General features: G+C 58.2%; 21 protein-coding genes. 9 read left to right on the top strand and 12 right to left on the bottom strand.

Features of this window, described 5'->3' with window-relative positions; genetic code table 11:
* The first annotated feature begins 184 nt into the window (after positions 1-184).
* Complete coding sequence (locus ACNA0J_RS08765; protein WP_415818495.1) at positions 185-502, top strand: NIPSNAP family protein; 318 nt, start codon at positions 185-187, stop codon at positions 500-502.
* Between the two features lie 51 nt (positions 503-553).
* On the opposite strand, the gene ACNA0J_RS08770 is transcribed toward ACNA0J_RS08765, so the two are convergent.
* Positions 554-1132 (bottom strand): TetR/AcrR family transcriptional regulator, encoded by a 579-nt coding sequence (locus tag ACNA0J_RS08770; RefSeq protein WP_415818497.1) that lies wholly within the window; start codon positions 1130-1132, stop codon positions 554-556.
* A 110-nt stretch (positions 1133-1242) separates the two neighbouring features.
* Here ACNA0J_RS08770 and ACNA0J_RS08775 point away from each other — a divergent pair, with 110 nt between their 5' ends.
* From ACNA0J_RS08775 to ACNA0J_RS08785, 3 genes are read left to right on the top strand one after another with little or no spacing between them, the layout of a single operon-like run.
* Entirely contained in the window at positions 1243-1947 is a 705-nt protein-coding gene (locus tag ACNA0J_RS08775; RefSeq protein WP_415818499.1) for a glutathione S-transferase family protein, read from the top strand.
* A gap of 30 nt (positions 1948-1977) precedes the next feature.
* Positions 1978-2856 carry a glutathione-dependent disulfide-bond oxidoreductase gene (gene yghU, locus ACNA0J_RS08780; RefSeq protein WP_415818501.1) on the top strand — a complete coding sequence of 293 codons (879 nt, stop codon included), beginning with the start codon at positions 1978-1980 and terminating at the stop codon, positions 2854-2856.
* A gap of 39 nt (positions 2857-2895) precedes the next feature.
* A complete protein-coding gene (locus ACNA0J_RS08785; protein WP_415818503.1) occupies positions 2896-3282 on the top strand; it encodes a RidA family protein in 387 nt (128 codons plus the stop codon).
* A gap of 20 nt (positions 3283-3302) precedes the next feature.
* Here ACNA0J_RS08785 and ACNA0J_RS08790 read toward each other — a convergent pair whose 3' ends face one another.
* The gene (locus ACNA0J_RS08790) at positions 3303-4070 is read right to left on the bottom strand and encodes a FadR/GntR family transcriptional regulator (RefSeq protein ID WP_415818505.1); all 768 of its coding nucleotides are present in this window, start codon (positions 4068-4070) and stop codon (positions 3303-3305) included.
* Positions 4071-4204: 134 nt separating this feature from the next.
* Here ACNA0J_RS08790 and ACNA0J_RS08795 point away from each other — a divergent pair, with 134 nt between their 5' ends.
* The 3 genes from ACNA0J_RS08795 to ACNA0J_RS08805 all read left to right on the top strand — a co-directional run bounded on the left by ACNA0J_RS08795 (position 4205) and on the right by ACNA0J_RS08805 (position 7039).
* The gene (locus ACNA0J_RS08795; RefSeq protein WP_415818507.1) at positions 4205-5170 is read left to right on the top strand and encodes a Bug family tripartite tricarboxylate transporter substrate binding protein; all 966 of its coding nucleotides are present in this window, start codon (positions 4205-4207) and stop codon (positions 5168-5170) included.
* A 65-nt stretch (positions 5171-5235) separates the two neighbouring features.
* Positions 5236-5862 carry a glutathione S-transferase family protein gene (locus ACNA0J_RS08800; protein WP_415818509.1) on the top strand — a complete coding sequence of 209 codons (627 nt, stop codon included), beginning with the start codon at positions 5236-5238 and terminating at the stop codon, positions 5860-5862.
* Between the two features lie 70 nt (positions 5863-5932).
* Positions 5933-7039 (top strand): enolase C-terminal domain-like protein, encoded by a 1107-nt coding sequence (locus tag ACNA0J_RS08805; RefSeq protein ID WP_415818511.1) that lies wholly within the window; start codon positions 5933-5935, stop codon positions 7037-7039.
* Positions 7040-7059: 20 nt separating this feature from the next.
* Here ACNA0J_RS08805 and ACNA0J_RS08810 read toward each other — a convergent pair whose 3' ends face one another.
* The 9 genes from ACNA0J_RS08810 to ACNA0J_RS08850 all read right to left on the bottom strand — a co-directional run bounded on the left by ACNA0J_RS08810 (position 7060) and on the right by ACNA0J_RS08850 (position 20148).
* Positions 7060-9795, bottom strand: a complete 2736-nt coding sequence (locus ACNA0J_RS08810) for a molybdopterin-dependent oxidoreductase (protein ID WP_415818513.1) — start codon at positions 9793-9795, stop codon at positions 7060-7062.
* Positions 9796-9809: 14 nt separating this feature from the next.
* On the bottom strand, positions 9810-11033 hold the full coding sequence (locus ACNA0J_RS08815; RefSeq protein WP_415818515.1) for an NAD(P)/FAD-dependent oxidoreductase: 1224 nt from the start codon (positions 11031-11033) through the stop codon (positions 9810-9812).
* Complete coding sequence (nirD, locus tag ACNA0J_RS08820; RefSeq protein ID WP_415818517.1) at positions 11030-11365, bottom strand: nitrite reductase small subunit NirD; 336 nt, start codon at positions 11363-11365, stop codon at positions 11030-11032. Before nirD ends, ACNA0J_RS08815 begins: the two co-directional genes overlap by 4 nt.
* A 31-nt stretch (positions 11366-11396) precedes the next feature.
* Positions 11397-13949 (bottom strand): nitrite reductase large subunit NirB, encoded by a 2553-nt coding sequence (gene nirB / locus ACNA0J_RS08825; RefSeq protein ID WP_415818602.1) that lies wholly within the window; start codon positions 13947-13949, stop codon positions 11397-11399.
* Between the two features lie 19 nt (positions 13950-13968).
* Positions 13969-15294: an MFS transporter gene (locus ACNA0J_RS08830; protein ID WP_415818518.1), complete on the bottom strand. Its 1326-nt coding sequence runs from the start codon at positions 15292-15294 to the stop codon at positions 13969-13971.
* A gap of 271 nt (positions 15295-15565) precedes the next feature.
* Positions 15566-16534 carry a tripartite tricarboxylate transporter substrate binding protein gene (locus ACNA0J_RS08835; protein WP_415818520.1) on the bottom strand — a complete coding sequence of 323 codons (969 nt, stop codon included), beginning with the start codon at positions 16532-16534 and terminating at the stop codon, positions 15566-15568.
* A 23-nt stretch (positions 16535-16557) separates the two neighbouring features.
* Positions 16558-17367, bottom strand: coding sequence for an HpcH/HpaI aldolase family protein (locus tag ACNA0J_RS08840; RefSeq protein WP_415818522.1), 810 nt, complete (start codon positions 17365-17367; stop codon positions 16558-16560).
* Between the two features lie 21 nt (positions 17368-17388).
* On the bottom strand, positions 17389-19140 hold the full coding sequence (gene araD / locus ACNA0J_RS08845) for an L-arabinonate dehydratase (protein WP_415818524.1): 1752 nt from the start codon (positions 19138-19140) through the stop codon (positions 17389-17391).
* A 3-nt stretch (positions 19141-19143) separates the two neighbouring features.
* Positions 19144-20148, bottom strand: coding sequence for a Bug family tripartite tricarboxylate transporter substrate binding protein (locus ACNA0J_RS08850; protein WP_415818526.1), 1005 nt, complete (start codon positions 20146-20148; stop codon positions 19144-19146).
* 156 nt (positions 20149-20304) lie between these two features.
* Between ACNA0J_RS08850 and ACNA0J_RS08855 the strand changes: the two genes are divergently transcribed.
* On the top strand, positions 20305-21381 hold the full coding sequence (locus ACNA0J_RS08855; RefSeq protein WP_415818528.1) for a LacI family DNA-binding transcriptional regulator: 1077 nt from the start codon (positions 20305-20307) through the stop codon (positions 21379-21381).
* Between the two features lie 32 nt (positions 21382-21413).
* Here ACNA0J_RS08855 and ACNA0J_RS08860 read toward each other — a convergent pair whose 3' ends face one another.
* Complete coding sequence (locus ACNA0J_RS08860) at positions 21414-22319, bottom strand: AraC family transcriptional regulator (protein WP_415818530.1); 906 nt, start codon at positions 22317-22319, stop codon at positions 21414-21416.
* 158 nt (positions 22320-22477) lie between these two features.
* On the opposite strand from ACNA0J_RS08860, the gene ACNA0J_RS08865 reads away from it, so the two are divergent.
* Positions 22478-23548: an aldo/keto reductase gene (locus ACNA0J_RS08865; RefSeq protein ID WP_415818532.1), complete on the top strand. Its 1071-nt coding sequence runs from the start codon at positions 22478-22480 to the stop codon at positions 23546-23548.
* Positions 23549-23574: the final 26 nt, after the last annotated feature.

A 23574-nucleotide genomic window follows, 5' to 3' on the forward strand; every position in this document is an offset into this window, starting at 1 on the left:
GCAAGCGCCCCAATCCCCATATCCAGGCCCTGCAAAAAAGTCCTAGGCGACTTCTGATCTGTCCTAACGCGCCGTTCCTATGACTGCGTACAGTACCACTCGTACTAATTCGCCACCCAATGGCAAAAGTACAAGTGGCTGTCGCAGCCTGGCATCAATACTCATGCTACACGAAGGAACACGCATGCTTTACGACGTCCGTACCTACACCTGCCGCCCCGGCACGATCAAAAAACATCTCGCCCTGTATGCGGAACATGGCTACGAGATACAGAGCCGGCATCTGGGCAAGCCCCTGGCCTACATGCAGACCGAGACGGGCAATGTGAACAGCTACATGCACATCTGGGTCTATCAAGACGCCGCTGACCGCGCCGCGCGCCGCCAGGCCCTGCAAAGCGATCCGGAATGGGCGAGCTACCTGACCAAGAGCGCCGAAGCAGGCTATGTCGTCAGCCAGGAAAACCGCCTGATGACTCCGGTTGCTTTCTTCAAACCTTGATGTCCAGCAACTGAGAGTAAAGAAGACACTACGCCCCGCCGGGTATACGACCTAACCTCTCAACAATGTTAGAGCCGTCGTAACAGCCCCCTCCAGCAGCGCCTTTTCCGGGCGGGCGCGCGCCAAGACACGCACGCCCATCAAGACACTGAGCAAATGGCGGGCCAATTGCGCGGCGGGCAGCACGCGCGTGACCGTCCCGTCAGCCTGTCCTGCAGTGATGCAACGTAGAAAGAACATCTCAATGTTCTTCAATGCATCGGCAATAACCTTTCGAAACTCGGGATCATGAGGGGCGAGCTCCAACGCAGAGTTCACCAACATGCAGCCCTTGTGTTCGCGATCATTCAGCGATCGGTTCAGAATCTGTTCAAAAAAATAGGCGATGGCCTCGCGAGGAGGGAGCGTTTCGCCTATTTTTATTCGCTCCATGATATGCACCAGGTAGCGATCAAGTGAGACTCGGAACAGTCCGCGTTTGTCCCCATAAGCGTTGTAGAGACTGGCGGCGGTGATTCCCGTCTCGCAAGTGAGGTCTTTCACTGATGTTGCCTCGTAGCCCTGAGACCAAAAGCAGTGCATCACCGCATCGAGCAGCGCATCCTCATCGAATTCTCTGGGCCTTGCCATATCTTTTTTTGTGATCCCGTTATGGCATCGCAGTGCTTGCCATTCTTGTCGTGTTGAGCCATTATAGAATGGTCGTATTAAAACTCAAGACCGTTGCTCGGAGCAAACAGATGATCCGGTTTTATTTTCACCCCACGCCGAACCCCGCAAAGATTTCCCTCTTTCTCGAGGAGGCGGGCCTGCCTTACGAAGTCATCCCGGTCGACACCAGCAAGGGCGAGCAACATGCGCCCGCGTTTCGGGCGATCAACCCTAATGGCAAAGTCCCTGCCATCGTCGACACAGCCGGGCCCGATGGCAAAGAAGCCCGCGTCTTTGATTCCACCGCGATCTTGCTCTACCTCGCAGAAAAAACCGGCAAATTCATGGGCGCCGCCCAAGACCGGCCGGAGTTGCTCTCGTGGCTGCTGTTCCTCGCATCCGGCCTGGGCCCGTTCTCGGGACAAGCGGTACATTTTCAGTTTGCCGCGCCAGAGGGCCTGGACTATGCCGTCAACCGCTATCGGCGCGAAGCTGAACGGCATTACCAAGTGCTGAACGATCATCTCGAGGGACGCACCTATATCGTCGGTGACACATACACGATCGCAGATATGTCGGCCTGGGGCTGGCTAGATCGCGCCTCGCGAGTACGCAAAGGCGCAGACGATCCGCTTGCGCCCTTTCCTAATCTCAAGCGTCTCTTTGACACCGTTGATGCACGGCCTGCCGTTGCGCGAGCGCGCGCCGTCGGCCAGAACCACGAGTTCAAGCGCGTCAACGACGAAGAAACCAAACGCGCACTCTTTCCTTCCAACTATCCCTCAGCCGCCTGAGCGGTCTCGACGCTATCCCGGAGCATCAGCATGGCAGACTCTCCCGAATATGTTCCTCCAAAGGTCTGGACCTGGGCCCAACCCAGCGGCGGTCACTTCGCCAGCATCAATCGGCCCATCGCTGGCCCTACGCACGACAAGGAATTGCCGGTCGGCCGACATCCGCTGCAACTCTATTCGCTAGGCACGCCTAATGGCGTCAAGGTGACGATCCTGCTGGAGGAACTGCTCGCGTTGGGGCACACCGGCGCCGAATACGATGCGTGGCTGATCAATATCCGTGAAGGCGATCAGTTTGGCAGCGGATTTATCGGCGTCAATCCCAATTCCAAGATCCCCGCCTTGCTCGATCGCAGCGGCCCCGAGCCGATTCGCGTATTCGAGTCGGGCTCGATTCTGTTGTATCTGGCCGAAAAATTTGGCGCCTTCATCCCGAAAGACATCCAGGGGCGTACCGAGACGTTGAACTGGTTGTTCTGGCAAATGGGCAGCGCGCCTTATTTGGGTGGCGGTTTTGGTCATTTCTATGCCTATGCCCCGACCAAAATCGAATATGCCATCGATCGTTTCGCCATGGAGGTCAAACGTCAACTCGATGTACTCGATCGGCGGCTCGCCGAGAGCGAGTACCTGGCTGGCAACGACTATACGATTGCCGATATCGCCGTATTCCCTTGGTACGGCGGACTGGCCAAAGGCTGGCAATACGGCGCGGCAGAGTTTCTCAGCGTGCAGGATTACAAACACGTCCAGCGCTGGGCCGATACCATCCTGGCACGGCCCGCAGTACGCCGCGGCCGTATGGTCAATCGCCTGAGCGGAGAGCCATCCGAACAATTGCGCGAGCGCCACGACGCGAGTGACTTTGAAACGAAAACTCAGGATAAGATCGAAGCGAACCGATCCTGACGATCATTCACGCCCGTCCACACGCAAAGGAGACCCCCCATGACCGATATCGTACGCAGAGAGTCCAACGAGCGCTTGAGCCGAGTCGTGATTCACGGAGATACCGTGTATGTGGCGGGCGTGACATCGAATGCCGCGGGAGGCATCACCGAACAGACCCGCGATGTGCTGAAAAAAATCGACGGCTATCTGGCACAGGCGAAATCGGACAAGTCTCGGCTCTTGTCCGTGCAAATCTGGCTCAAAGACATCGAGCGCGACTTTGACGGGATGAACGCCGCCTGGGCCGAATGGGTCCCGGCGAATGCAATGCCTACACGTGCGACGTGCGAGGCCAAATTGGCCGCGCCGGCGTTGCTGGTGGAAATCATTGTGACTGCAGCCAGACGCCCGAAATATCCGGGTGGGCCAATGTCTGAGGCTTGATTAAGCTCGAGCGCCAGCCATCACCTCTTTTTAGCAGGCAAGAAATTCTCGTCTAGTGTTCGCATCCTGGAATTGTGGATGTGCTCACGCATTGCATCTCGTGCCGCCTCAGGCTGCTGATCACGAATCGCCTGGAAAATACATTCGTGCTCGCGCTGCACCTGCTGGCCTCGTGTCACCGCACTGGATAACGCCAAGCTGCGCATGACGCGCATGTAGTCGAATATCTGCTGCGAAAGCGACTGCAGCATCGTCACGAATAGATCGTTACCACAGGCCGCCGCAATGGCTTGGTGAAAGCGGTAATCGGCGTCGTTGCCGACTTGGCGCGCCTCGAAAGCAACTCGCATATCGTCGAGGGCTTTGGCCATGATGTCGAGATCATCGTCGCTGCGTCGCGCCGCAGCCATATAGGCGGCATCGCCCTCGATTGCGCTGCGCAGCTCCATACAGCGCACCAGCTCGGCCAAGCCTCCTATCGGAGCCAACCGTATCAACTCGGGACTGGGACGCTTTCGCACATAAGACCCCGCCCCACGCTGCGACACGATGACACCATCAGCCTGCAGGCGAAACAATGCCTCGCGAACTACCGGGCGCGAAACGCCGAACGTTGCGCATAAATCGAACTCTGACGGGAGCCGGCTTTCTTCGGGATATTTCCCATAGGTGATCTGTTGCAGCAGACGATCATAGAGTTGATCGGCCAATCGCGGTGGACGCGTTGCACGCAGGTCCTCATTGGGAGGCGTCTTCCGCGAGCGGTCATTTGTCGGAGCGCTAGCCATAAAATAGTTGCCTGACAACTTAACAATGATGTAATTTACCAAACAAATAATCGTCGGCCACGAAAGCCGAAAAGACGAGTTTGACATGCAAAGCATGTCTATCGGTAGTACGAACAAAAATTCGGAGACAAGCAATGTTGAAAAAGCTGTTATGCGCGGCTGGCATCGCGCTCGGACTACCACTCGTTCCTATCGCTGCGAGCGCGCAGGGCGGGCAACCGGTGCAATTGATCGTGCCGTACAACCCTGGCGGTGGCTCTGACCTGTTCGGCCGCATGGTGGCGCCAGCGCTGGGAAAAGCGCTGCAAGAAACCATCGTCGTAGAAAACCGCGCCGGTGCAGGCGGCATCATAGGTACCGAAGCGGTCGTCAAATCAACCCCTCCGAATAAGATGCTGCTGGTGTCGGACTCGGCGGTCTATAGCATCATCCCCTCTCTTTACGCCTCTCTGAGCTACTCGCGCAACGACTTGATCCCCGTGGCCAACCTGGCGAGTTTTGGCAACGTCCTTGTCGTCCCAGCCAACTCGCGCTTCAAGACATTCCAGGACGTACTCGAAGCCGCCCGCAAAACACCAGGCAAGCTCACCATCGGCTCTTCCGGCGCAGGCGGCATCACGCATTTGGCTGCGGAAAAACTCATGGAGCAGGCCGAGATCAAGCTGGTTCATGTTCCCTACAAAGGCAGCGGCCCCGCCATTTCGGATACCGTGGGCGGCCATATCGACATGGTGTTTACGGGATTGCCGTCGGTGTTGGAGCTGTTGCGGGCAGGCAAACTACGCGCTCTGGCGATTGCCACCCCCAATCGCTCTCCCTACGCATCGGACATCCCCACTATCAGCGAATCCGGTGTGCCGGGATTCTCGGCGATGATCTCTCAAGGTTTATTTGCGCCGGCAACTATGCCAGAAGCCGAAATCAACAAGCTGAACGAGGCGGTACAGGATTTCATGCGCGATCCCAAAACGGTGGAAACGCTGCGAAAAATGATGGTCGAGCCGGTATATCAATCGGCCGATGAATACAAGCAGTGGTTAGATGCGGAATCCAACGACTGGGCCGGATTGATCAAACGGGCAAACGTAAAAGTGGAATGATCCACAGCAACTGGCCGCATCACCAGAAAAACGCTCTCAGACCGCATAAACAGAAAGGTAAATGAATGATAGATGTCTACGCTTGGCGTACCAGCAACGGTCTACGCGCCACTATCGCTTTAGCGGAATCCGGCTTGCCGCATCGAGTGATCCCTATCGATGTAGGTGCGGGTGCACACAAGACACCGGAGTATCTGAAGATCAATCCGGCCAGCCAGATTCCTGCCATAGTTGACCCTGATGGCCCGGATGGCCGCCCTCTTGTGTTGGCACAATCGGGAGCCATCGTGCTCTATGTGTGCCAGAAATCCGGCCGCTTTGTGCCTCAAGGCGCCGCAGAACACGCCCTGGCAATGCAATGGGCCTGGCAAGCCGGCACCGACATTGGCGGTACCAGTGCCGCCATGAACCAGGTAGAGGTCGTTTCCCCAGAGAAAGTCCAATCGCACATCGACCTCTTTCGCAAACGTTTCCTGCGCTATTTCGGCATTGTCGAGCAACATCTCAAAACGCGCGAGTATCTGGCTGGTGCGATCAGCTATGCCGATTTCATCCTCTACCCCAACTATGCGCTACGCCGCGACCTGCTGGATCCTGCGGCATATCCGGCATTGACCGCATGGGCCAAACGCATGGCGGCACGGCCGGGGGTAATAGAAGGTATGCGCCTATATACCGAAGCGAGTCATTGATTACCGAGGCTACCGCTGCGCTACTGCATTGAGCTGGACAACAGCGAGGCGCCTCACATCGGAGCAATAGATGAAGATCGATAATGTCAGCGTCACCCTTTTCTCTTGGGATGACATCCCCCCTACCAGCTACGCGGCCCATACCGGCAAATTCGCTGGATCGAGCAAAATGGGGCTGCTTTCCATCCAGACCGACGACGGCGTGACCGGGCATGCGTTTCTGGGGTCCGCGTACTACCCCGCAGACTTGGACGCCCCCAACCTGATCAAATATCTCAAGCCCATCTTGATGGGTCAGGACCCTTTGGATCGCGAGCGGCTGTTTCAAGCCATGTGGCGTCGCGCCCGCACCACCACCATACGGACGATTGGCGCCTGCGACGTGGCGCTGTGGGACATTGCGGGTAAAGTCGCTGGCCTGCCCATTCATCGTCTGATGGGCAGCTATCGCACCAAGATCAAGGCTTACGCCAGCTCCATGATTTTGGACTCGGCTCAGGAATATGCCGACGAAGCGTTGCATTATCAATCCTTGAACTGGGCCGCCTACAAAATCCACCCGCCTCATCCGTGGCAAGAGGATATCCGCGTATGCCAAGCAGTACGCAAGGCGGTCGGCGACGATTATCTGGTCATGCTCGATGCCGCGTGGGCATATCAGTACCCCGAAGCCGTCCGCGTTGGCCGCGCTATCGAGGAATTGAATTACTACTGGTACGAAGATCCGCTACAGGACTCAGACCTCTACAACTACGTAAAGCTCAAGCAGCAACTGCATATTCCCATCATGGCCACCGAGGCCCCGGCGGCTGTGCTCGATGCTTATGTGCCGTGGATTCAGCAGAGTGCGACTGATTTCCTGCGAGGGGATATCCCGCTCAAAGGCGGTATCACCAGCATGCTGAAAGCCGCTCATCTAGCCGAAGCCTTTCGCATGAATTACGAAATTCATCATGGTGGAAATTCATTGAATAACGTGGCCCAGTTGCACGTTGCAATGGCATTGAAGAATACTGAATTCTTTGAGGTGCTTTTACCGAGCGGCGCGCAGAAGTACGGTTTGATCGAGGATATTGAGCCCGACGCGCAAGGATTTGTGCATGCCCCAACGGAGCCAGGGCTGGGCGCAAAGATCGACTTTGACCTTATCGAACGCAAGCGCCTCGCGGTATTGTGATCACAAAAGAGGCAGCGTCATCAAGCAGCCACCCGCGCCAATACTTGAGTCTCGGTCAGCAACCGCTTGAGTTCTGGCACGCATGAGCCGCAGTTACCGCCTGCTTTGACGCAGGCGGTAATCTCGCCTGTCGTCTGCAGCCCCTTGTCGCGGATCGCGTCGCAGATGGTATTGCGGCCGACACCAAAGCAGGAGCAGATCACGGGGCCCGTATCCGCGCCCGCTACGATAGGCTGGCCCAGCAGTACACCTGCGCGGTCTATGTCTTCCAGACACTCCTGAGCGAATAAACTCGCCAGCCACTGACGCGACGGCAGATCGGGACGCGGCGACAGATAAACACAGGCTTCGATACGATCATCGATGAGATACACGGCGCGATAGATGCGTGCGGTACGGTCTTCGTATTCCAGCCAATCGGCCTGCACGTCGCTCACTCCCAATAGCGCGCGCGCCCAATCGTGAGGGGCATCGACAGCTTGCCGTCCGGCCAGTTCATAGCGCAGAAACTGCCGCCCTTGGATACGCGTCCACCAAGCTACATCATGGGTATTCAGCTCCCGGCGCGTCAGCACAAAACCGTGCCAAGCCACGTCGAAAGGCTCCACCGTCACCGGTGTGTGCTTGAACTCCGGCTCGCCCGAAACAGGGTCGACGACTGGGTTGACCACTGCACCTACGCGCGCATCGGAGGCAAACTGACCGTTCCAGTGAATGGGCACAAACACACTGCCGCGAGCGATGCCGCCGCCCTGACGCACCCTGGCCACCATGCTGCCCCAGCGGGAACGCACACGTGCCAACGCACCCTCTCGCACACCCGCCAACAGCGCATCGTGCGGGTGCAGGTCGATAAAGGGCTCGGGAACATGGTCGGCCAGTTTGGGAGCGCGTCCCGTACGCGTCATGGTGTGCCATTGGTCACGTACACGGCCTGTGTTGAGTATCAGCGGATACTCGTCATCCGTGGTGTATTCCGGTGTACGCACCGGCGTGGGTACGAAACGCGCGCGTCCGTCAGCATGGGAAAAGCCGCCGTCGCTGAACAAGCGCGCAGCACCACTGTCACCCAAGGATCGAAGGGGCCACTGCACCGGCGTCAATGCGTCGTATGCCGGCGCCGATAGACCCACCAGTCCGCCAATATGAAATGCCCTCGGTATCAGATTGGCTGCGTTAGACTGGGCCGACAAACGAGCATGCTCATCGAACACCTCTCGCTGGTGATGATAAGAGAATCCCTCATAACCCATACGCCGCGCCACGTCGGCAATGATGTCCCAATCCGCACGCGCCTCGCCGGGCACTGGCAGGAAAGCGCGTTGGCGCGAAATCCGGCGTTCCGAATTGGTAACGGTGCCATCCTTCTCGCCCCAGCCCAATGCAGGCAGCACAATATCGGCATGCGCCATCGTATCGGTATGAGCGACGATATCGCTCACCACCACGAGTTCACATGCATTCAAGGCGCGTCGGACCTGGTCTGCATCGGGCAGGCTGACCACGGGATTCGTTCCCATGATCCATACCGCCTTTACGCGTCCCGCCTCGATGGCCCGAAACAAATCGACGGCCTTCAAACCCACCCGATCGGCCATACGTGGCGCGTCCCAGAACGTCTGGACGAGTTCGCGATGCGCGGGCTCATGCAGCTCCAGATGAGCAGCCAGTATATTGGCCAAGCCCCCCACCTCGCGTCCGCCCATGGCATTGGGCTGACCGGTGATAGAGAACGGCCCCATGCCGGGCTGACCAATACGGCCCGTGAGCAGATGGCAGTTGATGATGCTGTTGACTTTATCTGTGCCGGCCGAGGACTGATTCACACCCTGCGAAAACGCGGTGATGGTGCGCGGCCTTTCGGCAAACCACTGAAAGAAAGTGCGAACAGATTCCTCATCGAGACGGCAGTCACGGGCCACGGATGCGATGTCACTGTCGGCGCCTGCCGCGAGCAGCGTCTCATCGAGACCCGTGGTGTGCTCCGACACGAAACGATCGTCTGCGAAACCTTGCCGAACCAGATGCGCCAACAGGCCATTGAACAGCCACACATCGGTACCGGGCTTGACGGGCAAGTGCAGATCGGCCAATTCACAGGTAGCCGTATGACGCGGATCGATTACCACCAGCCTCATATCCGGCCGGGCTTCTTTGGCGCGCGCGATGCGTTGGAACAGGATGGGATGACACCATGCGGCGTTGGACCCGACCAGCACGACCAGATCGGCCAACTCCAGATCGTCATAGCAGACAGGGACCAAGTCTTCACCAAAGGCACGTTTGTGCCCAGCCACGGCCGATGACATGCATAGCCGAGAATTCGTATCGATATTGGCGCTGCCGATAAAGCCCTTCATCAATTTATTGGCAACGTAATAGTCCTCGGTCAACAACTGACCAGAAACATAAAACGCCACGGCATCAGGGCCATCCGACTCGATGATGCGACGAAACCCCTGGGCCGCCTTATCGAGCGCCTGATCCCACGATACGCGCTGCAGTGGCTCTTTCTGATCGGACATGGCCGGTCGCATGGCCGGATAAAGCAGACGGCCTTCCAGGCCAACGGTTTCACCGAGCGCAGAGCCCTTCACGCATAGACGTCCGCCGTTGGCGGGATGCTGAGGGTCGCCCGCAATATGTACGTCGCCATCAGCCCGCGGCGTAGCCAGCACGCCGCACCCCACGCCGCAATAGGGGCAAGTGGTACGTACCGGCGCGTCAACGGGAGCTATTTTAATCGTCGTTGTCATCTGCAATCATGCCGTCACTCTGCTTCGCAGAGCGTTTGGCCAAACAATAGGCGTTGCCGAATCGAGGTAATCGGCGCTTGCCGTTGGATCAAATCGAAATACCACGGCCCGTCTGTCACGTCACCGTACAGCACCGCACCGACGACGCAGTCATCCTTGAGCACCAGCCGCTTATAGATACCGCGCCGCGGATCGCGCAGAACAATATCCTCGGTATCTGCGCCGCCGACGATGTTGCCAGCCGAATAAAGATCGACGCCCGTAACCTTGAGCTTGGTCGCCGTAGCACGTTGCACATAACGGCGATGGCCCGCCCCCGCCAGATGTGCCGCACATACGCGCGCCTGTTCCCATATAGGGGCAACCAAGCCGAACGTGCTGCGGCGATGCTCTACACACTCGCCCACGGCGTACACACATGGATCATAGGTTTGCAGCGTATCGTCCACGACAATCGCACGCTCGCAGTGCAGGCCGGAGTCACGAGCCAAGTCGACATTTGGCCGCACGCCTGTCGCCATCACCACCAGATCGGCGGCAATCTCGCGCCCGTCCTTGAAACGCACCGCAATGACGCGCTCCGTGCCTACCAGCTCGGCAGTTTGCGCACTCATTTCAAAACGCAGGCCGCTGGACTCCAACGCCCGCTGCAACAACGAAGAGGCCGGCGCATCCAGCTGGCGCTCCATCAAACTTGGATGCAGGTGCACCACAGTTACCGTCATTCCTTGACGCAACAGACCGTTGGCGGCCTCCAACCCCAGCAACCCTCCGCCAATCACCACGGCATGATGATGCTGGCGTGAGGCCTCGAGCATGGTTTCCACATCCTGGATGTCGCGGAACCCGATTACGCCATCGAGGTCGCTGCCAGGTACTGGTGGAATGAACGGCCGCGACCCGGTGGCGATCAACAAACGATCGTATCGAACCTGCAAGCCGCTTTGCGCGTGCACGAGCCGGCGTGAACGATCGATCTGCACCACCGGATCACCTGCATGCAAAGTGATACCGTACTGGGCATACCATTCACGCGTGTTGAGCATGATATCGCCCACGCTCTTTTCACCGGCCAATACCGGAGACAGCAGGATACGGTTGTAGTTGCCGTGCGGCTCTGCACCGAACACGGTGATGTCATACAAATCCGGGGCGAGCTGCAGCAGTTCCTCTACGGTACGCATGCCAGCCATACCATTGCCTACTACCACCAAACTAGGGCGCCCCGCCTGACTCATGCTGCCACCCAGATCCGAGCGTTGTCGACCTTGGTGGGATAAGCCGGCACTGACTGCTCTGGCTCCTCCAGGCACTCGCCGGTGAACAAGTCGAAATGCTGCTTGTATAGCGGCGACGCGACGACGACACGATCGCCGAGGTTACCGACCAAGCCGCGCGCCAGCACGCTGGCGCCGCTCTTGGGGTCGATATTGCCAATGGCAAAAACGCGTCCATCGCCCAAACGAAAGACCGCCACATGCCGACCGCTGACCAAGGCACAGACCCCGGTGCCGGGCACGATGTCCTGAACTGCGCAAACGTCTGCCCAGCCATTTTCATGGGTTGTCATGCTGACATTCCTTCTCTATATCCAATGAGTACTAGACGGTGAGGGCTTCCGCGCGCTCGGCATCCTCGCGCTCCTGCGGTGACGCCGGGCGAATCTGTCCGCGTTCGGGCACAAAGACGATTTTTTCGTCCAGCGATTCGCTATTCACGAAACTGCGGAAACGCTTGCGTACCTCGGGCTGCGTGACGGCGACTTTCCACTCGTCCTGGTAGGTATCCACCACGTGCTGCATCTCGGCTTCCAGCTCGGCCACTATGCCCAGCTTGTCGTGCACCACGACATCTTGCAGATACTGCAGACCACCTTCCAGGTTGTCGCGCCAGGTGCTGGTGCGCTGCAAACGGTCTGCCGTACGCACATAGAACATCAAAAAGCGATCGACATACTTCACCAGCGTGGCCTGATCCAGATCGGATGCCAACAACTCGGCGTGACGTGGCTTCATGCCGCCATTGCCGCAAACGTAGAGATTCCAGCCTTTCTCGGTGGCAATGATGCCCACGTCCTTGCCCTGGGCCTCGGCGCATTCACGTGTGCAACCCGACACGCCGAACTTGATCTTGTGTGGGGAACGCAGCCCTTTGTATCGGTTCTCCAAAGAGATTGCGAAACCCACGGAATCACCCACACCATAACGGCACCACGTGGATCCCACGCAGCTTTTCACGGTACGCAGCGATTTGCCATACGCGTGGCCCGATTCGAAACCGGCTGCGATCAGCTCTTCCCAAATCAGAGGCAACTGCTCTACCCGCGCGCCAAACATATCCACGCGCTGTCCGCCAGTGACTTTGGTGTAGAGACCATATTTCTTGGCCACCTGACCGACTGCGATCAAACCGTCGGGCGTCACCTCGCCACCAGGCATACGGGGCACGACGGAATAGCTGCCGTCTTTTTGGATATTGCCCAGGTAATAATCATTGCTATCCTGCAGGCCAGCCAAAGGCGGCTGCAGAACGAATTCGTTCCAGCACGATGCGAGCACGCTCGCCGCGACGGGCTTGCAGATGTCGCAGCCCAATCCCTTGCCATGCTTTTCCAATAATGCATCGAACGTCTTGATGCCGCCCACGCGGACCAAGTGGTAGATCTCCTGACGCGAATAGGGGAAGTGCTCGCACAAATGGTTGTTGACGGCCATTCCCTGCTTTTTCATTTCGGCCTTCATGACCTGCGTCACCAGCGGCACACAGCCACCGCAGGTCGATCCGGCCTTCGTGCAGGCCTTCAGATCGCCGATCGTGCATACCCCATCGCCGACAGCCGCACAAATCTGTCCTTTCGTGACGTTATTGCAGGAACATATCTGTGCACTGTCGGGCAGCGCATCCACTCCCAGGCCGGGCTTGGCTTTGCCATCGCTTGATGGCAGGATCAGAAACTCTGGGTCCTCGGGCAAGGCGATGTCGTTCAACGCCATCTGCAGCAGGGTGCCATACTCGTCGGCGTTGCCTACCAGCACGGCACCGAGCAATTTCTTGCCGTCCCCGCTGACGACGATTTTTTTGTAGACTTGCTTGCGCTCATCCACGTACTGATAACTACGGCAGTCCTTCGTCTTGCCATGCGCATCACCGATGCTGGCAACATCCACGCCCATGAGTTTGAGTTTCGTGCTCATGTCGGCACCGGCGAATCGGGCGGACTCCACATCTGCCAGGCCTGCCGTACTGGCGATATGCCGCGCCGCCACACGGGCCATGTCATAGCCGGGCGCCACTAGGCCAAACACCTGTTCCTGCCAAGACGCACATTCGCCTATCGCATAAACATTGCGATCGCTCGTGCGGCAGAAATCATCGATCACCACGCCGCCACGCGGGCCCACTGCCAGCAGGCACTGACGTGCGATCTCGTCCCGTGGCCGTATGCCGGCCGAGAACACAATCATGTCGGTTTCCAGGAGCTTGCCGTCGGCAAACACCATCCGGTGGCGTGCCAGCGTCCCGTCCACGATCTCTACCGTGTTGCGATCGGTGTGCACCTGGACGCCCAACGCCTCGATCTTGCGGCGTAGCATCTGACCGCCGCTCTCATCTACCTGCACCGTCATCAACCGCGGCGAAAACTCGACCACATGCGTTTCCAGGCCCATGTCTCGTAGCGCTTTCGCACACTCCAGGCCCAACAACCCGCCACCGACGACCACACCGCGCCTGGCCCCATGGCCAGCGGCCTGCATCGCCTCCAGATCTTCGATCGTGCGATAAACGAAGCAATTCGGACGATCACGCCCAGGCAACCCTGGCACAAAAGGATTGGAGCCCGTGGCCAGCACCAGCTTGTCGTAGGGCAGCACTTCGCCATCGGCAGTCGTCACGGTGTTGTTACGGCGCTCTACCGCAACGGCGCGCGCGGCCAGGCGCAGCTTGAAACCGGTACGCTCAAAGAAACCAGGTTCTACCAACGACAGATCGTCAGCGGTACGGCCACTGAAAAACTCAGACAAGTGCACCCGGTCATAGGCAGGACGCGGTTCCTCGCATAACACCGTGACCTCGACATTTTGCAGTCCCGTCTCGGCAAGACTTTCCAGAAACTTGTGGCCCACCATGCCGTGGCCAACAACGATGATCTTCATGCTCATGACAAATTCCTCCTCAGGCGCCCACGGCGCTGGGGTTCAGCGTGTTGTTGTATAAGGCTTGCTCGCGAGCCTTATGTTCAGCAGAAAAACGCACGGCAATCGCACATGCGGCCGACAGGATCACCAACACACCCAGCACAGACAGCGTGCTCTGCGTATCGCCCATCCCCTTCATCAAGAAGCCCGCCGCCACCGCACCGACATTGCCGCCGGCGCCGATAATGCCTGCCACGCCGCCCAACGCATTGCGATCCACAAAGGGCACGAGCGCATACGTCGCACCGCAGGCCATATGGGTAAAGAGGCCGAACACCAGCATTGCCAGCACGGCTAGCGTGGTGTTATCTGCATGAGCAAAGCCCAACAACCCCACACCCTCGCCCACCATCAGCACGCATAACAACAGCGTGCGTCCATCCAATCCGCGTCGATGCGCCATCCGGTCAGAAACGATGCCGCCCAATGCACGGCCGAACAGCGCCAGCAAGCCAAAGCTCGCGGCCGCCATGCCCGCCGACGAGAGCGACAGACCAAAACGCTCGACGTAGTAGATAGCGGCCACGTTGTGGATAAAAATCTCCACACCAAAGCAGGCGCCATAGGTCACAAACAACAACCACACGCGATAATTACAGGCCGCCGCAGCAAAACTCGCCCAGCCACCTTTCTTGCCACCCTCGATCGTCTTTCCTGCTGCCCGCAGATCTGAATAATTGCCCTCAGGGCAATCTTGCGTATAGCGCCAGTAGAGTGCAGCAACGATCAGCATCGCCACACCGGGCACTACCATGGCCAGCCGCCAACCCAGGCTTTGGCTGACACCCATCATCACGATGGCAGTCAACAGCAGCGGCATCGTGCCTTGCGCCACGCCGCCTCCTGCGTTACCCCAGCCCGCGGTGGTGGCATTCGCCGTGCCGACCACATTGGGTGCAAACATGACAGAGGTGTGATATTGCGTGATGACGAAGCTCGCTCCGATCGCGCCTATCGCCAACCGGAAGAACAAAAAGGCTTCATAGCTCTGCGCCAAGGCCACGCCCAATACCGGAATCGCTCCTAATACCAGCAAGCCGGTATAAGCCTTGCGCGGTCCATAACGATCACACAGCGGCCCGACGATGAGGCGCACCAGAATGGTCACCGCCACAGCGGCAATATTGATATTGGCAATCTGCCCCGGCGTGAGATTGAATTCGCCCTTTAGCACCGGCATCAGCGGCGCGCACGCGAACCACGCGTAGAAACACACAAAGAATGCCAGCCAAGTCAGATGAAAGGCACGCATCTGCGGCGTACGCAGGCTGAACAAATCAATGCGAGTAGCTTTGGCAGTCATGTCTGTCCCGTTGAACGTAGTACTTGAGACCGGCCTGGTGTTACCTGACGGCACGAGTCGTTTTGCCTGACAGTTATGCAAAAACCGTGCCAAGCAGGACTACTAAGACAAGACAATGTTGCGTCGCACCAAACAAGTGCTCGCTGCACTCATTCTGGATCGAGAAGCACCAATGAGGTGCTATCAAATGCGCGCGGGCCCCCGCCCGCACGACAATGGTGCTGATCCTTCCCGCTAAAGGGGACACATGAACCAACAAGGGGAATGCCGGTTATTGCTTTTCCACTAAACCCAGGCGGTTGATCAGATCGCCATACATGTTGAACTGGTCCTGCGCAAACGCGGCAAAGGCTTGCGAGTCCATGTAATAGGCTGGGGTGTCCAGCGGCTCGACGTCAGCCCGATACGCATCGCTTTTCAATGCCGTCTGGCATGCGTTTTCCAATGCACCGATCGCCTCTTTAGGCAGGCCCTTTGGCGCAATCAACCCGCCCCAGATAGAGGCATTGATAGACCATCCCGCCTCTTTAATAGTCGGGACATCGGGATAGCCGGCCAGCCTCGTGTCCGAGAACACCGCCAACGGGCGCAGCTTATAGCGCTTGGACACCGTTGGCGTTTCGTTGAACACCATGATCTGTTTCCCCATCAGATCAGTGACCATCTCTCCAGAGCTTTTGTATGGAACGTGCAGTGCCGTGGCCCCAGCCTGATCCATCAACATCTCCATGGCCAGATGCAGCAATGTGCCGTGTCCAGAGGATCCATACGTCAGCTTGCCCGGGTTCTCTTTCGCGTAGGCAATGACATCCGAGACGCTGCGAAAAGGCGAATCCTCGGTGACCATCATCATCAGCGGCACGGAATAGGTGGCGCATACGTGGTCGAAGTCCTGATAGGTGTACCCCGTCTTTCGGATCGCGGGCTGCAGGACTTCCGGCCCGATAACGGACAAGCCCACCGTGTATCCGTCAGCCGCAGATCGCTTCAACTGGGTCATCCCGATGGCACCACCCGCTCCAGCTTTGTTTTCAACAACAATCGTCGCAGGCAACGTGGCGCTCAGATGCTTCGCCAGGATTCGAGCCATGATGTCGGACGTGCCGCCTGGACCAAACGGCACGATCATGGTGATGGGTTTGCTGGGATAGTTCGCCTGCTGTGCAGACACGACCTGAGGTGCTATTGCCAGCGCCACGGCCGCCGCGATCGCGCTCACCAGAGCCGATGGTAATTTCATCGTGTTGTCTCCCAATCTCTCTTTTAGTACACGCTGCTTTCGAATTTTTTTGCGATGGCGGGCCGGATGGCGCCGATGAAAGCAGTCGCCTGCCGCATCATCATTCCCATATCCGAAGCCACGGCAACGAACGAATAGCCGAGCTCGATGAACTCGGAAACCATCTCGGGGGTGGGACCGACAATGCCACAAGGTTTGCCGATCGCCTGGCAACGTTTGGCCACATCGGCGATCACGGCTTTGACTTCGGGATGCGCGATGTTGCCGATATGCCCCATGTTGGCGGATAGATCGCCCGGTCCCAGGAACAGCGCATCGACGCCCGGCACACTCGCAATATCCTCCAACGCAGCCACGGCCTGCGGCGTTTCCAACTGAATGATGGTGAAGACCGAGTCATTCGCGCGTTTGGCGTACTCGCTGGCTGTGCCATAACCGCTGGCGCGATGCACGGCCGCAAAGCCGCGAATCCCTTCAGGCGGATACTTTGCATACGACACCGCTTGCTGGGCCGCCGCAGCGCTGTCCACAAACGGCACCATGACGGTTTTGGCTCCGAGGTCCAAGGCGCGCTTGAACAGGATCGGATCATTCGCGGCCAGACGGGCAATCGGGCAGGCATTGGTCCCAGCGATCGCCTGCAATACCGCGAGCGTTTCTTTTTCATCTAGCGGGACATGCTCCAGATCGACCAATAGCCAATCGAATCCAGCGTGTCCCATGGCCTCTGCCGTGCTGGAGGCGCCTGACATCAGCCACGTCCCAAGCGGCACGCCAGGTTCATTCAAACGGGTGCGAAATGCATTTTCTAACAGGTCTTTCGGCGCTGGCATTGCGTATCCTTGTCTGCGTCTTTAGTAAATAGAGGGTTCGGGTGTAGGCGCGGTCCCTTCGAGGGCCTTGAAATCGCAGCCCTGATGGGCCTGCGTCACTTCTGCCTGGTAAATTCGGGTGTATCCGCGTTCGTAGTTCTGGGCCGGCGGCGTCCATTGCTGTCTGCGCTGGGCCAGTTCGGCTTCGGACACCAGAACATCAAGCTGCCGTTTCGCGATATCGAGTTGAATGAGATCGCCCGTACGGATCAGAGCCAGCGGCCCGCCTACGGCAGACTCGGGGCTGATGTGCAAAACGCAAGTCCCATAATGGGTACCGCTCATCCGCGAATCCGAGAGCCGCAGAATGTCGGTAATGCCTTTTTCAAGCAGCTTTTTCGGAATCGGCAAATTGCCCCATTCCGGCATGCCAGGTCCACCGACCGGGCCACCGTTGCGCAGCACGAGAACGGTGTTCTCATCAACGTCCAATGCTGGATCGTTGATGGCAGCCAACATATCCGCGTTGGAGTCGAACACCAATGCCGGTCCGGTATGTTTCAGCAAACGTGCAGATGCAGCAGAGGGCTTGATGACCGCGCCATCCGGACAGAGATTCCCATGCAACACAGCGAGCGCCATGCAGGCCTCGGGACAATCATCCGTCGCGCTGACCACCGGGTTATTCAAGGGCCGAATCACGTCGTCGTCCGTACTGGCATGGCCCTCGATATTGGCGCCTAATGTCTTGCCCGTGCACGTCAACGCGTCCAATGCTAATACATCGCGGATACGGTTCAGCAACGCAGGCAGTCCACCCGCGTAATAAAAATCTTCCATCAAGCGGTTACCCGACGGGAACAGATTGGCAATGACAGGGACCTGCCGGGCCATACTGTCAAAATCATTCAGGCCTAATTCAATGCCGGCACGATTGGCCATGGCGGGCAAATGAACGGCTGCATTGGTGGAACCACCGAGCGCCATCCACGCCGCCACCCCGTTCAGAAACGACGCGCGGCTCAAGATCCTCGATGGCGTGAGATCCTCCCACACCATATCGACGATTCGGGTCCCACAAGACCAGGCCATTCGGGTATGTCCCGCGTCCATGGCGGGCACGCTCGTCGAACCCGGCAAGGCCAGCCCCATGGCCTCTACGATCGCGGTCATCGTGCTGGCCGTGCCCATCGTGTTGCATGTGCCGGGGGCACGTGTCATCCGTGCCTCTAGCGAAATCCACTCATCCTGATCGATCGCGCCAATGGTGTACTGCTCCCAGTACTTCTTGGTATGCGTGCCAGCGCCGACTGCCTGCCCCTTGTATCGGTCATTCAACATAGGACCTGCCGGGCAAAAAATGGCGGGAATCCCCATGGAGATAGCCCCCATCACCAACCCTGGCGTCGTTTTGTCGCACCCGCCCAATAGCACCACGCCATCCAGAGGCAAACTGCGGATGAGCTCCTCGGCCTCCATGGCCAGAAAATTTCGATAGAGCATGGTGGTCGGTTTCACCATGACCTCGCCAAGACTCATTGCCGGCAGCTCTAACGGATATCCGCCTGCCTGCAATACGCCCCTTTTGATCGCCTGTGCGCGATCTCTCAGGTGAGCGTGGCACGGCGACAGATCGCTCCACGTGTTCAGGATGCCGATGATGGGCCGGCCCATGAACTCTTCTCGATTCAGCCCTTGCTGCTGCATGCGTTGCCGATGCGCAAAGCCGCGAATGCTTTCTCCGGCGAACCAGCGCTGGCTGCGCAGCTCGCCGATTTTCTTTCTTTCAACCATGTTTCAATCCAGCTTGATGTTGGCAGCCTCGATGAGTTTGCCCATTGTTTTCAGATCCTTGTTCAGCAGGTCCGAAAATTCTTGTGGAGAAGACGAGAGGACTTCGTAGCCCTGTTCCTCTAGCGGTTTGCGAAACGCCGGATCGGTGAGGATGGCCACGATCTCGGTGTTGAGTTTTTTCACGATGGCATCGGGCGTGCCCTGGCGCACCAACAATCCATTCCATACGCGGGACACCACCCCGTCGACACCCGCCTCGCTGAATGTAGGCACGCCGGGCGCACTATTGGCCCGCTTGGTATCGGTCACAGCCAGAATACGAATCTTGTCCGACTTTTGATAGCCGACGATGGCTGGCAAGTTGATAAACATCATCGGAATCGCGCCACCCATGACGTCGGTCAGCGCCGGCGGCGCCCCCTGATACGGGACATGCATCAACTCAATGCCCGCTTGCTTTTGAAACAGCACACCCGCCAAATGCATGGAATTGCCATTCCCCGCTGACCCGAACGCAATCTGGCCAGGCGCCTTCTTTGCCGCGGCAACCACATCCGCCACGCTGTGATATGGAGTGCCGGTATTGACGATCAGCACATTGGGCATTTGATGCGTCAACGTGATCGGCTGCAGGTCCTTGACGGGGTCATAACCCATGTTTTTGTACAGATGCGGATTGACCGCGAGCGTACTGGTCGAGCCGAGCAACAACGTATAGCCGTCCGCGGCTTGCTTGGCGACCAAGGCCGAGCCTATGTTGCCATTCGCACCTGGGCGGTTTTCCACAATGACGCTTTGCCCCAGGCGCTTGCCCAACTCACTGGCCATGCTGCGCGCGAACTGGTCGGCGACACCGCCGGCCGGATACGGCACCACCAGGGATACCGGCTTTTTTGGGTAACCCTGCGCCTCATCCGCCTGTGCAGAGAGCGGGCACAGCGGCAGGCAGCTCAACAGCGCAGCGGCAAGGGCAAATCGACGTCTGGATCCAGCTCCATTTACGGCCATCTTTTGTCTCCCGGGGCACAAAGTCCCTCTTCGTTCTCGTGCAATCTCTAGCGAATTGGCATCTCAGGGTTAATTCCGATGTTACCGGTAACTGTTACCGGTAACATCGGAAGCAGTGTAGGATCAACATTCGATCTGGCGCCATCAGTAGAAACCATGACTCAACACAATAAGCCCGACACCAAAGAGACCCCACGCGCGGCCCGCCGCAAGACCGGGACCTACACCATCCATGACGTTGCCAACATGGCTGGGGTGTCCTCGATTACCGTCTCCCGCTACTTCAACTCGCCCGACAAAGTGTCCGCCGGATTACGCGAGCGCCTGAAAGAGATCGTGGACAGCATTGGCTATGTCCCCAGCCAAGTCGCCGGTGGGCTCGCCTCAGGCAGGGGCCGCGTGGTTTGCGCCGTCATGCAGAACATTGCCAGTACGACGTTTGCCGACCTCGTAAAGGGGATGACCGACGAACTGCAATCGTCCGGTCTGCAGCTCTTACTGGCCAACGCACAGTATTCAAAAGACCAGGAAGAACAAGCCATCCGTACTTTTGTGGGTTGGCATCCCAGTGCGCTGATACTGACTCGGGATGATCACACACCCGCGTCGGAGATCATACTGAGGGGCTTGAACATTCCGATCGTCGAGGCCTGGGGATTTGTTCCTGAGCGGCCTTTTCATCAAGTGGGCTTTCCACACGCTGAAGTCGGCGCGGTACTCGCTCGGCATTTTCTGGAGCAGGGGTGCAAGCGTATTCAGTTTGTATTGCCAATGGCCGAAGAGGACTTTCGTGCGAAGCAACGGGCTGATGGATATGCATCACAGATGCGAAAGGCCGGGTTGAAACCGGATATCCAGGTCGCGACGCATTCCGATGACTTTGATGTCGGGGAAAAATGGATTGAGTCGTTCACAAAAGAATCAAAACGCTCGCGTCCTGAGGCGGTGATTTTTTCCAACGACAACATGGCAGCCGGGGCTATTCTGCATGCGCCGGCGTGTGGTGTGGAATTGCCTCGGGATTGCCTGATGGCGGGATTCGGAGATGCGGCGATATCGTCACGCTTGACACCGGCGTTGACGACCGTGAGGCCCCCCAGATACCAGATCGGTCAACACGCGGCGCGGGCGATACTGAAGCTCTTGCATGCTGATGGCGAACACGCAGCGGATCCGATGCAGGATGAATTCGTGAGCGAATTGATTGTCAGGGCAAGTAGCCGGCGTAGATGATCTGCGCGGCTGCCTATCAGCCTGACGCATTTTCATGAGCATGCTGCGGACGCCTGTGCCATCCTGCGTAATCGAGAGGCGTCCGTCGCTGGGGGAGCACCGAACATACGGGCATAGTCGCGGCTGAATTGAGACGGGCTTTCGTAACCGACACGAAACCCTGCGCCTGCGGCATCCATCGCCTCGGCAACCATCAACCGGCGCGCTTCCTGCAACCGCAATTGGCCACGAAAATCCAGGGGGCTCATTGATGTGACCGCCTTGAAGTGCGCATAGAACGTCGAGCGACTCATGCCGGCAATGTCGGCGATTTCTTCGATCCGGCGGTTTTCGCGGTAGTGTGCCCGCAGCCAGGCAATGCCCTTGGCGATCTGATTCAGTCGACTGTCCGCCGCCGCCATCTGTCTCAGGATGTTGTTTCCCGAATCTGTTAGAAGACGATAGAGAATCTCGCGGATCATTAGCGGGGCCAGGGCGTCGATATCGCGCGGCGCGTCGAGCAGTGCTGCCAGCCGTACCGCTGCGTCCAACAGCTCCGGTGTAGTGTCGCTGAGCGCAATGCCGGCCGACGGCACATCGTCGTTCTGATCCTGGATCGGGTAACGCAAACAAAGGTCGCTCAGCTCGGCCAAATCGAGATCGACTACCAGGCATAGATACGGGGCCGTCTCGCTGGCCTCAATAACTGCCCCCGTGACAGGCAGATCGACTGATGCAACCAAATACCTCGCCGGGTCGTACACGTAGGCAGTCGTTCCCAGCATTACCCGCTTGCGCCCCTGTGCAATAAGACAAAGTGTCGGTTCATACACAACAGGCATCGGCATGGTAGGGGTATCTGAGCGGATCAGACTCACGCCTGGAATCGGCGTGCCGTAGGTGCCATTACCCGGGGTATGACGATCCAAAATATCCACAAGCTTTGTCAGCGAACCCATGTGTCACTCTATGAGGATGTTGGCGTATCAACGACTGGAGAGCCGTCAGTTCGGACGATCGTACAAGAACTCAGGACGATCCCGCTACAACGATTCGCGTCACTCGGCGCAAACTTCTCCCTGCGGATTCAACACTTTCACTCAGGCAAGAGATCACCATGTCCAATCCCACGGCGCTCGATCAATACCGTCTTCTCGGACGATCCGGCATGCGCGTCTCGCCACTGGCTCTCGGCACTATGACCTTTGGTGCCGATTGGGGCTGGGGTGCCGACGATGAGCAGGCACGCCGGATCTTTGATACCTACGTAGACAACGGCGGCAATTTCATTGATACGTCGGTCAATTACACAAACGGCACATCGGAACGCATTCTGGGCCAGTTGCTGAAAGGCAGGCGCGATCGCATTGTGGTTTCGACCAAGTTCACCATGGCGCGTGACCCAAGCGACCCCAATTCGGGAGGAAATCACCGAATGAATCTGGTGCGCTCGGTGGAGGCCAGCCTGCGGCAGCTCGACACCGACCGGATCGAACTGCTGCACCTGCACGCCTGGGACTTTACCACCTCGCCCGATGAAGTCATGCGTGCGCTGGACGACCTGGTGCGATCTGGCAAGGTCCTCTATCTCGGCATCTGCAATACGCCAGCCTGGAAGGTCGCGCAGCTGCAAACCATGGCAGATCTGCGCGGCTGGTCTGCACTCGTGGCGTTGCAAATCGAGTACAGCTTGGTCGAACGCACGCCCGAACATGAACTGATGCCGATGGCACAGGAAATGGGCCTGGGAGTAATGCCGTGGTCACCGCTCGGCGGCGGCATTCTGACCGGCAAATACAGCCGGGACGACCTGCAACAGGAGAGCGAAGCCGGTGTCTCTGTGACGCGCAAGGGAGTCATCGCGTCGTCTGGGCATATGACAGCGCGCTCGCTGGATATCGCTGAGGTCGTGAACGCCGTTGCCCATGAGATCGGTGCGACGCCGTCTCAAGTCGCACTGGCCTGGACTCTGCTGAACCCTGCTGTCGTCGCACCTGTCATCGGGGCCAGAACGCTGATACAGGCTCAGGACAACCTGGGCGCGCTGAAGATACGTCTCGACACCGAGCATATCGCCCGATTGAGTCAAGCCAGTGCACCCGAGGCCATCTTTCCCAATCGTTTTGTGGAACGTCCTATGGTCCAGCAGCTGATTTTCGGCCAGACAAATCTGCAACGTCGCGTCTGAACGAAGCGGCTTGGTTTTCTCTCACA

It is taken from the genome of Bordetella tumbae, assembly GCF_965139195.1.
GTDB lineage: Bacteria > Pseudomonadota > Gammaproteobacteria > Burkholderiales > Burkholderiaceae_B > Bordetella_A > Bordetella_A tumbae.

Bases quoted from the DNA above. Each gene is read 5' to 3' on its own strand.
- ACNA0J_RS08765 (WP_415818495.1), top strand. From the start codon at position 185: ATGCTTTACGACGTCCGTACCTACACCTGCCGCCCCGGCACGATCAAA.
- ACNA0J_RS08770 (WP_415818497.1), bottom strand. From the start codon at position 1,132: ATGGCAAGGCCCAGAGAATTCGATGAGGATGCGCTGCTCGATGCGGTG.
- ACNA0J_RS08775 (WP_415818499.1), top strand. From the start codon at position 1,243: ATGATCCGGTTTTATTTTCACCCCACGCCGAACCCCGCAAAGATTTCC.
- yghU (WP_415818501.1), top strand. From the start codon at position 1,978: ATGGCAGACTCTCCCGAATATGTTCCTCCAAAGGTCTGGACCTGGGCC.
- ACNA0J_RS08785 (WP_415818503.1), top strand. From the start codon at position 2,896: ATGACCGATATCGTACGCAGAGAGTCCAACGAGCGCTTGAGCCGAGTC.
- ACNA0J_RS08790 (WP_415818505.1), bottom strand. From the start codon at position 4,070: ATGGCTAGCGCTCCGACAAATGACCGCTCGCGGAAGACGCCTCCCAAT.
- ACNA0J_RS08795 (WP_415818507.1), top strand. From the start codon at position 4,205: ATGTTGAAAAAGCTGTTATGCGCGGCTGGCATCGCGCTCGGACTACCA.
- ACNA0J_RS08800 (WP_415818509.1), top strand. From the start codon at position 5,236: ATGATAGATGTCTACGCTTGGCGTACCAGCAACGGTCTACGCGCCACT.
- ACNA0J_RS08805 (WP_415818511.1), top strand. From the start codon at position 5,933: ATGAAGATCGATAATGTCAGCGTCACCCTTTTCTCTTGGGATGACATC.
- ACNA0J_RS08810 (WP_415818513.1), bottom strand. From the start codon at position 9,795: ATGACAACGACGATTAAAATAGCTCCCGTTGACGCGCCGGTACGTACC.
- ACNA0J_RS08815 (WP_415818515.1), bottom strand. From the start codon at position 11,033: ATGAGTCAGGCGGGGCGCCCTAGTTTGGTGGTAGTAGGCAATGGTATG.
- nirD (WP_415818517.1), bottom strand. From the start codon at position 11,365: ATGACAACCCATGAAAATGGCTGGGCAGACGTTTGCGCAGTTCAGGAC.
- nirB (WP_415818602.1), bottom strand. From the start codon at position 13,949: ATGAAGATCATCGTTGTTGGCCACGGCATGGTGGGCCACAAGTTTCTG.
- ACNA0J_RS08830 (WP_415818518.1), bottom strand. From the start codon at position 15,294: ATGACTGCCAAAGCTACTCGCATTGATTTGTTCAGCCTGCGTACGCCG.
- ACNA0J_RS08835 (WP_415818520.1), bottom strand. From the start codon at position 16,534: ATGAAATTACCATCGGCTCTGGTGAGCGCGATCGCGGCGGCCGTGGCG.
- ACNA0J_RS08840 (WP_415818522.1), bottom strand. From the start codon at position 17,367: ATGCCAGCGCCGAAAGACCTGTTAGAAAATGCATTTCGCACCCGTTTG.
- araD (WP_415818524.1), bottom strand. From the start codon at position 19,140: ATGGTTGAAAGAAAGAAAATCGGCGAGCTGCGCAGCCAGCGCTGGTTC.
- ACNA0J_RS08850 (WP_415818526.1), bottom strand. From the start codon at position 20,148: ATGGCCGTAAATGGAGCTGGATCCAGACGTCGATTTGCCCTTGCCGCT.
- ACNA0J_RS08855 (WP_415818528.1), top strand. From the start codon at position 20,305: ATGACTCAACACAATAAGCCCGACACCAAAGAGACCCCACGCGCGGCC.
- ACNA0J_RS08860 (WP_415818530.1), bottom strand. From the start codon at position 22,319: ATGGGTTCGCTGACAAAGCTTGTGGATATTTTGGATCGTCATACCCCG.
- ACNA0J_RS08865 (WP_415818532.1), top strand. From the start codon at position 22,478: ATGTCCAATCCCACGGCGCTCGATCAATACCGTCTTCTCGGACGATCC.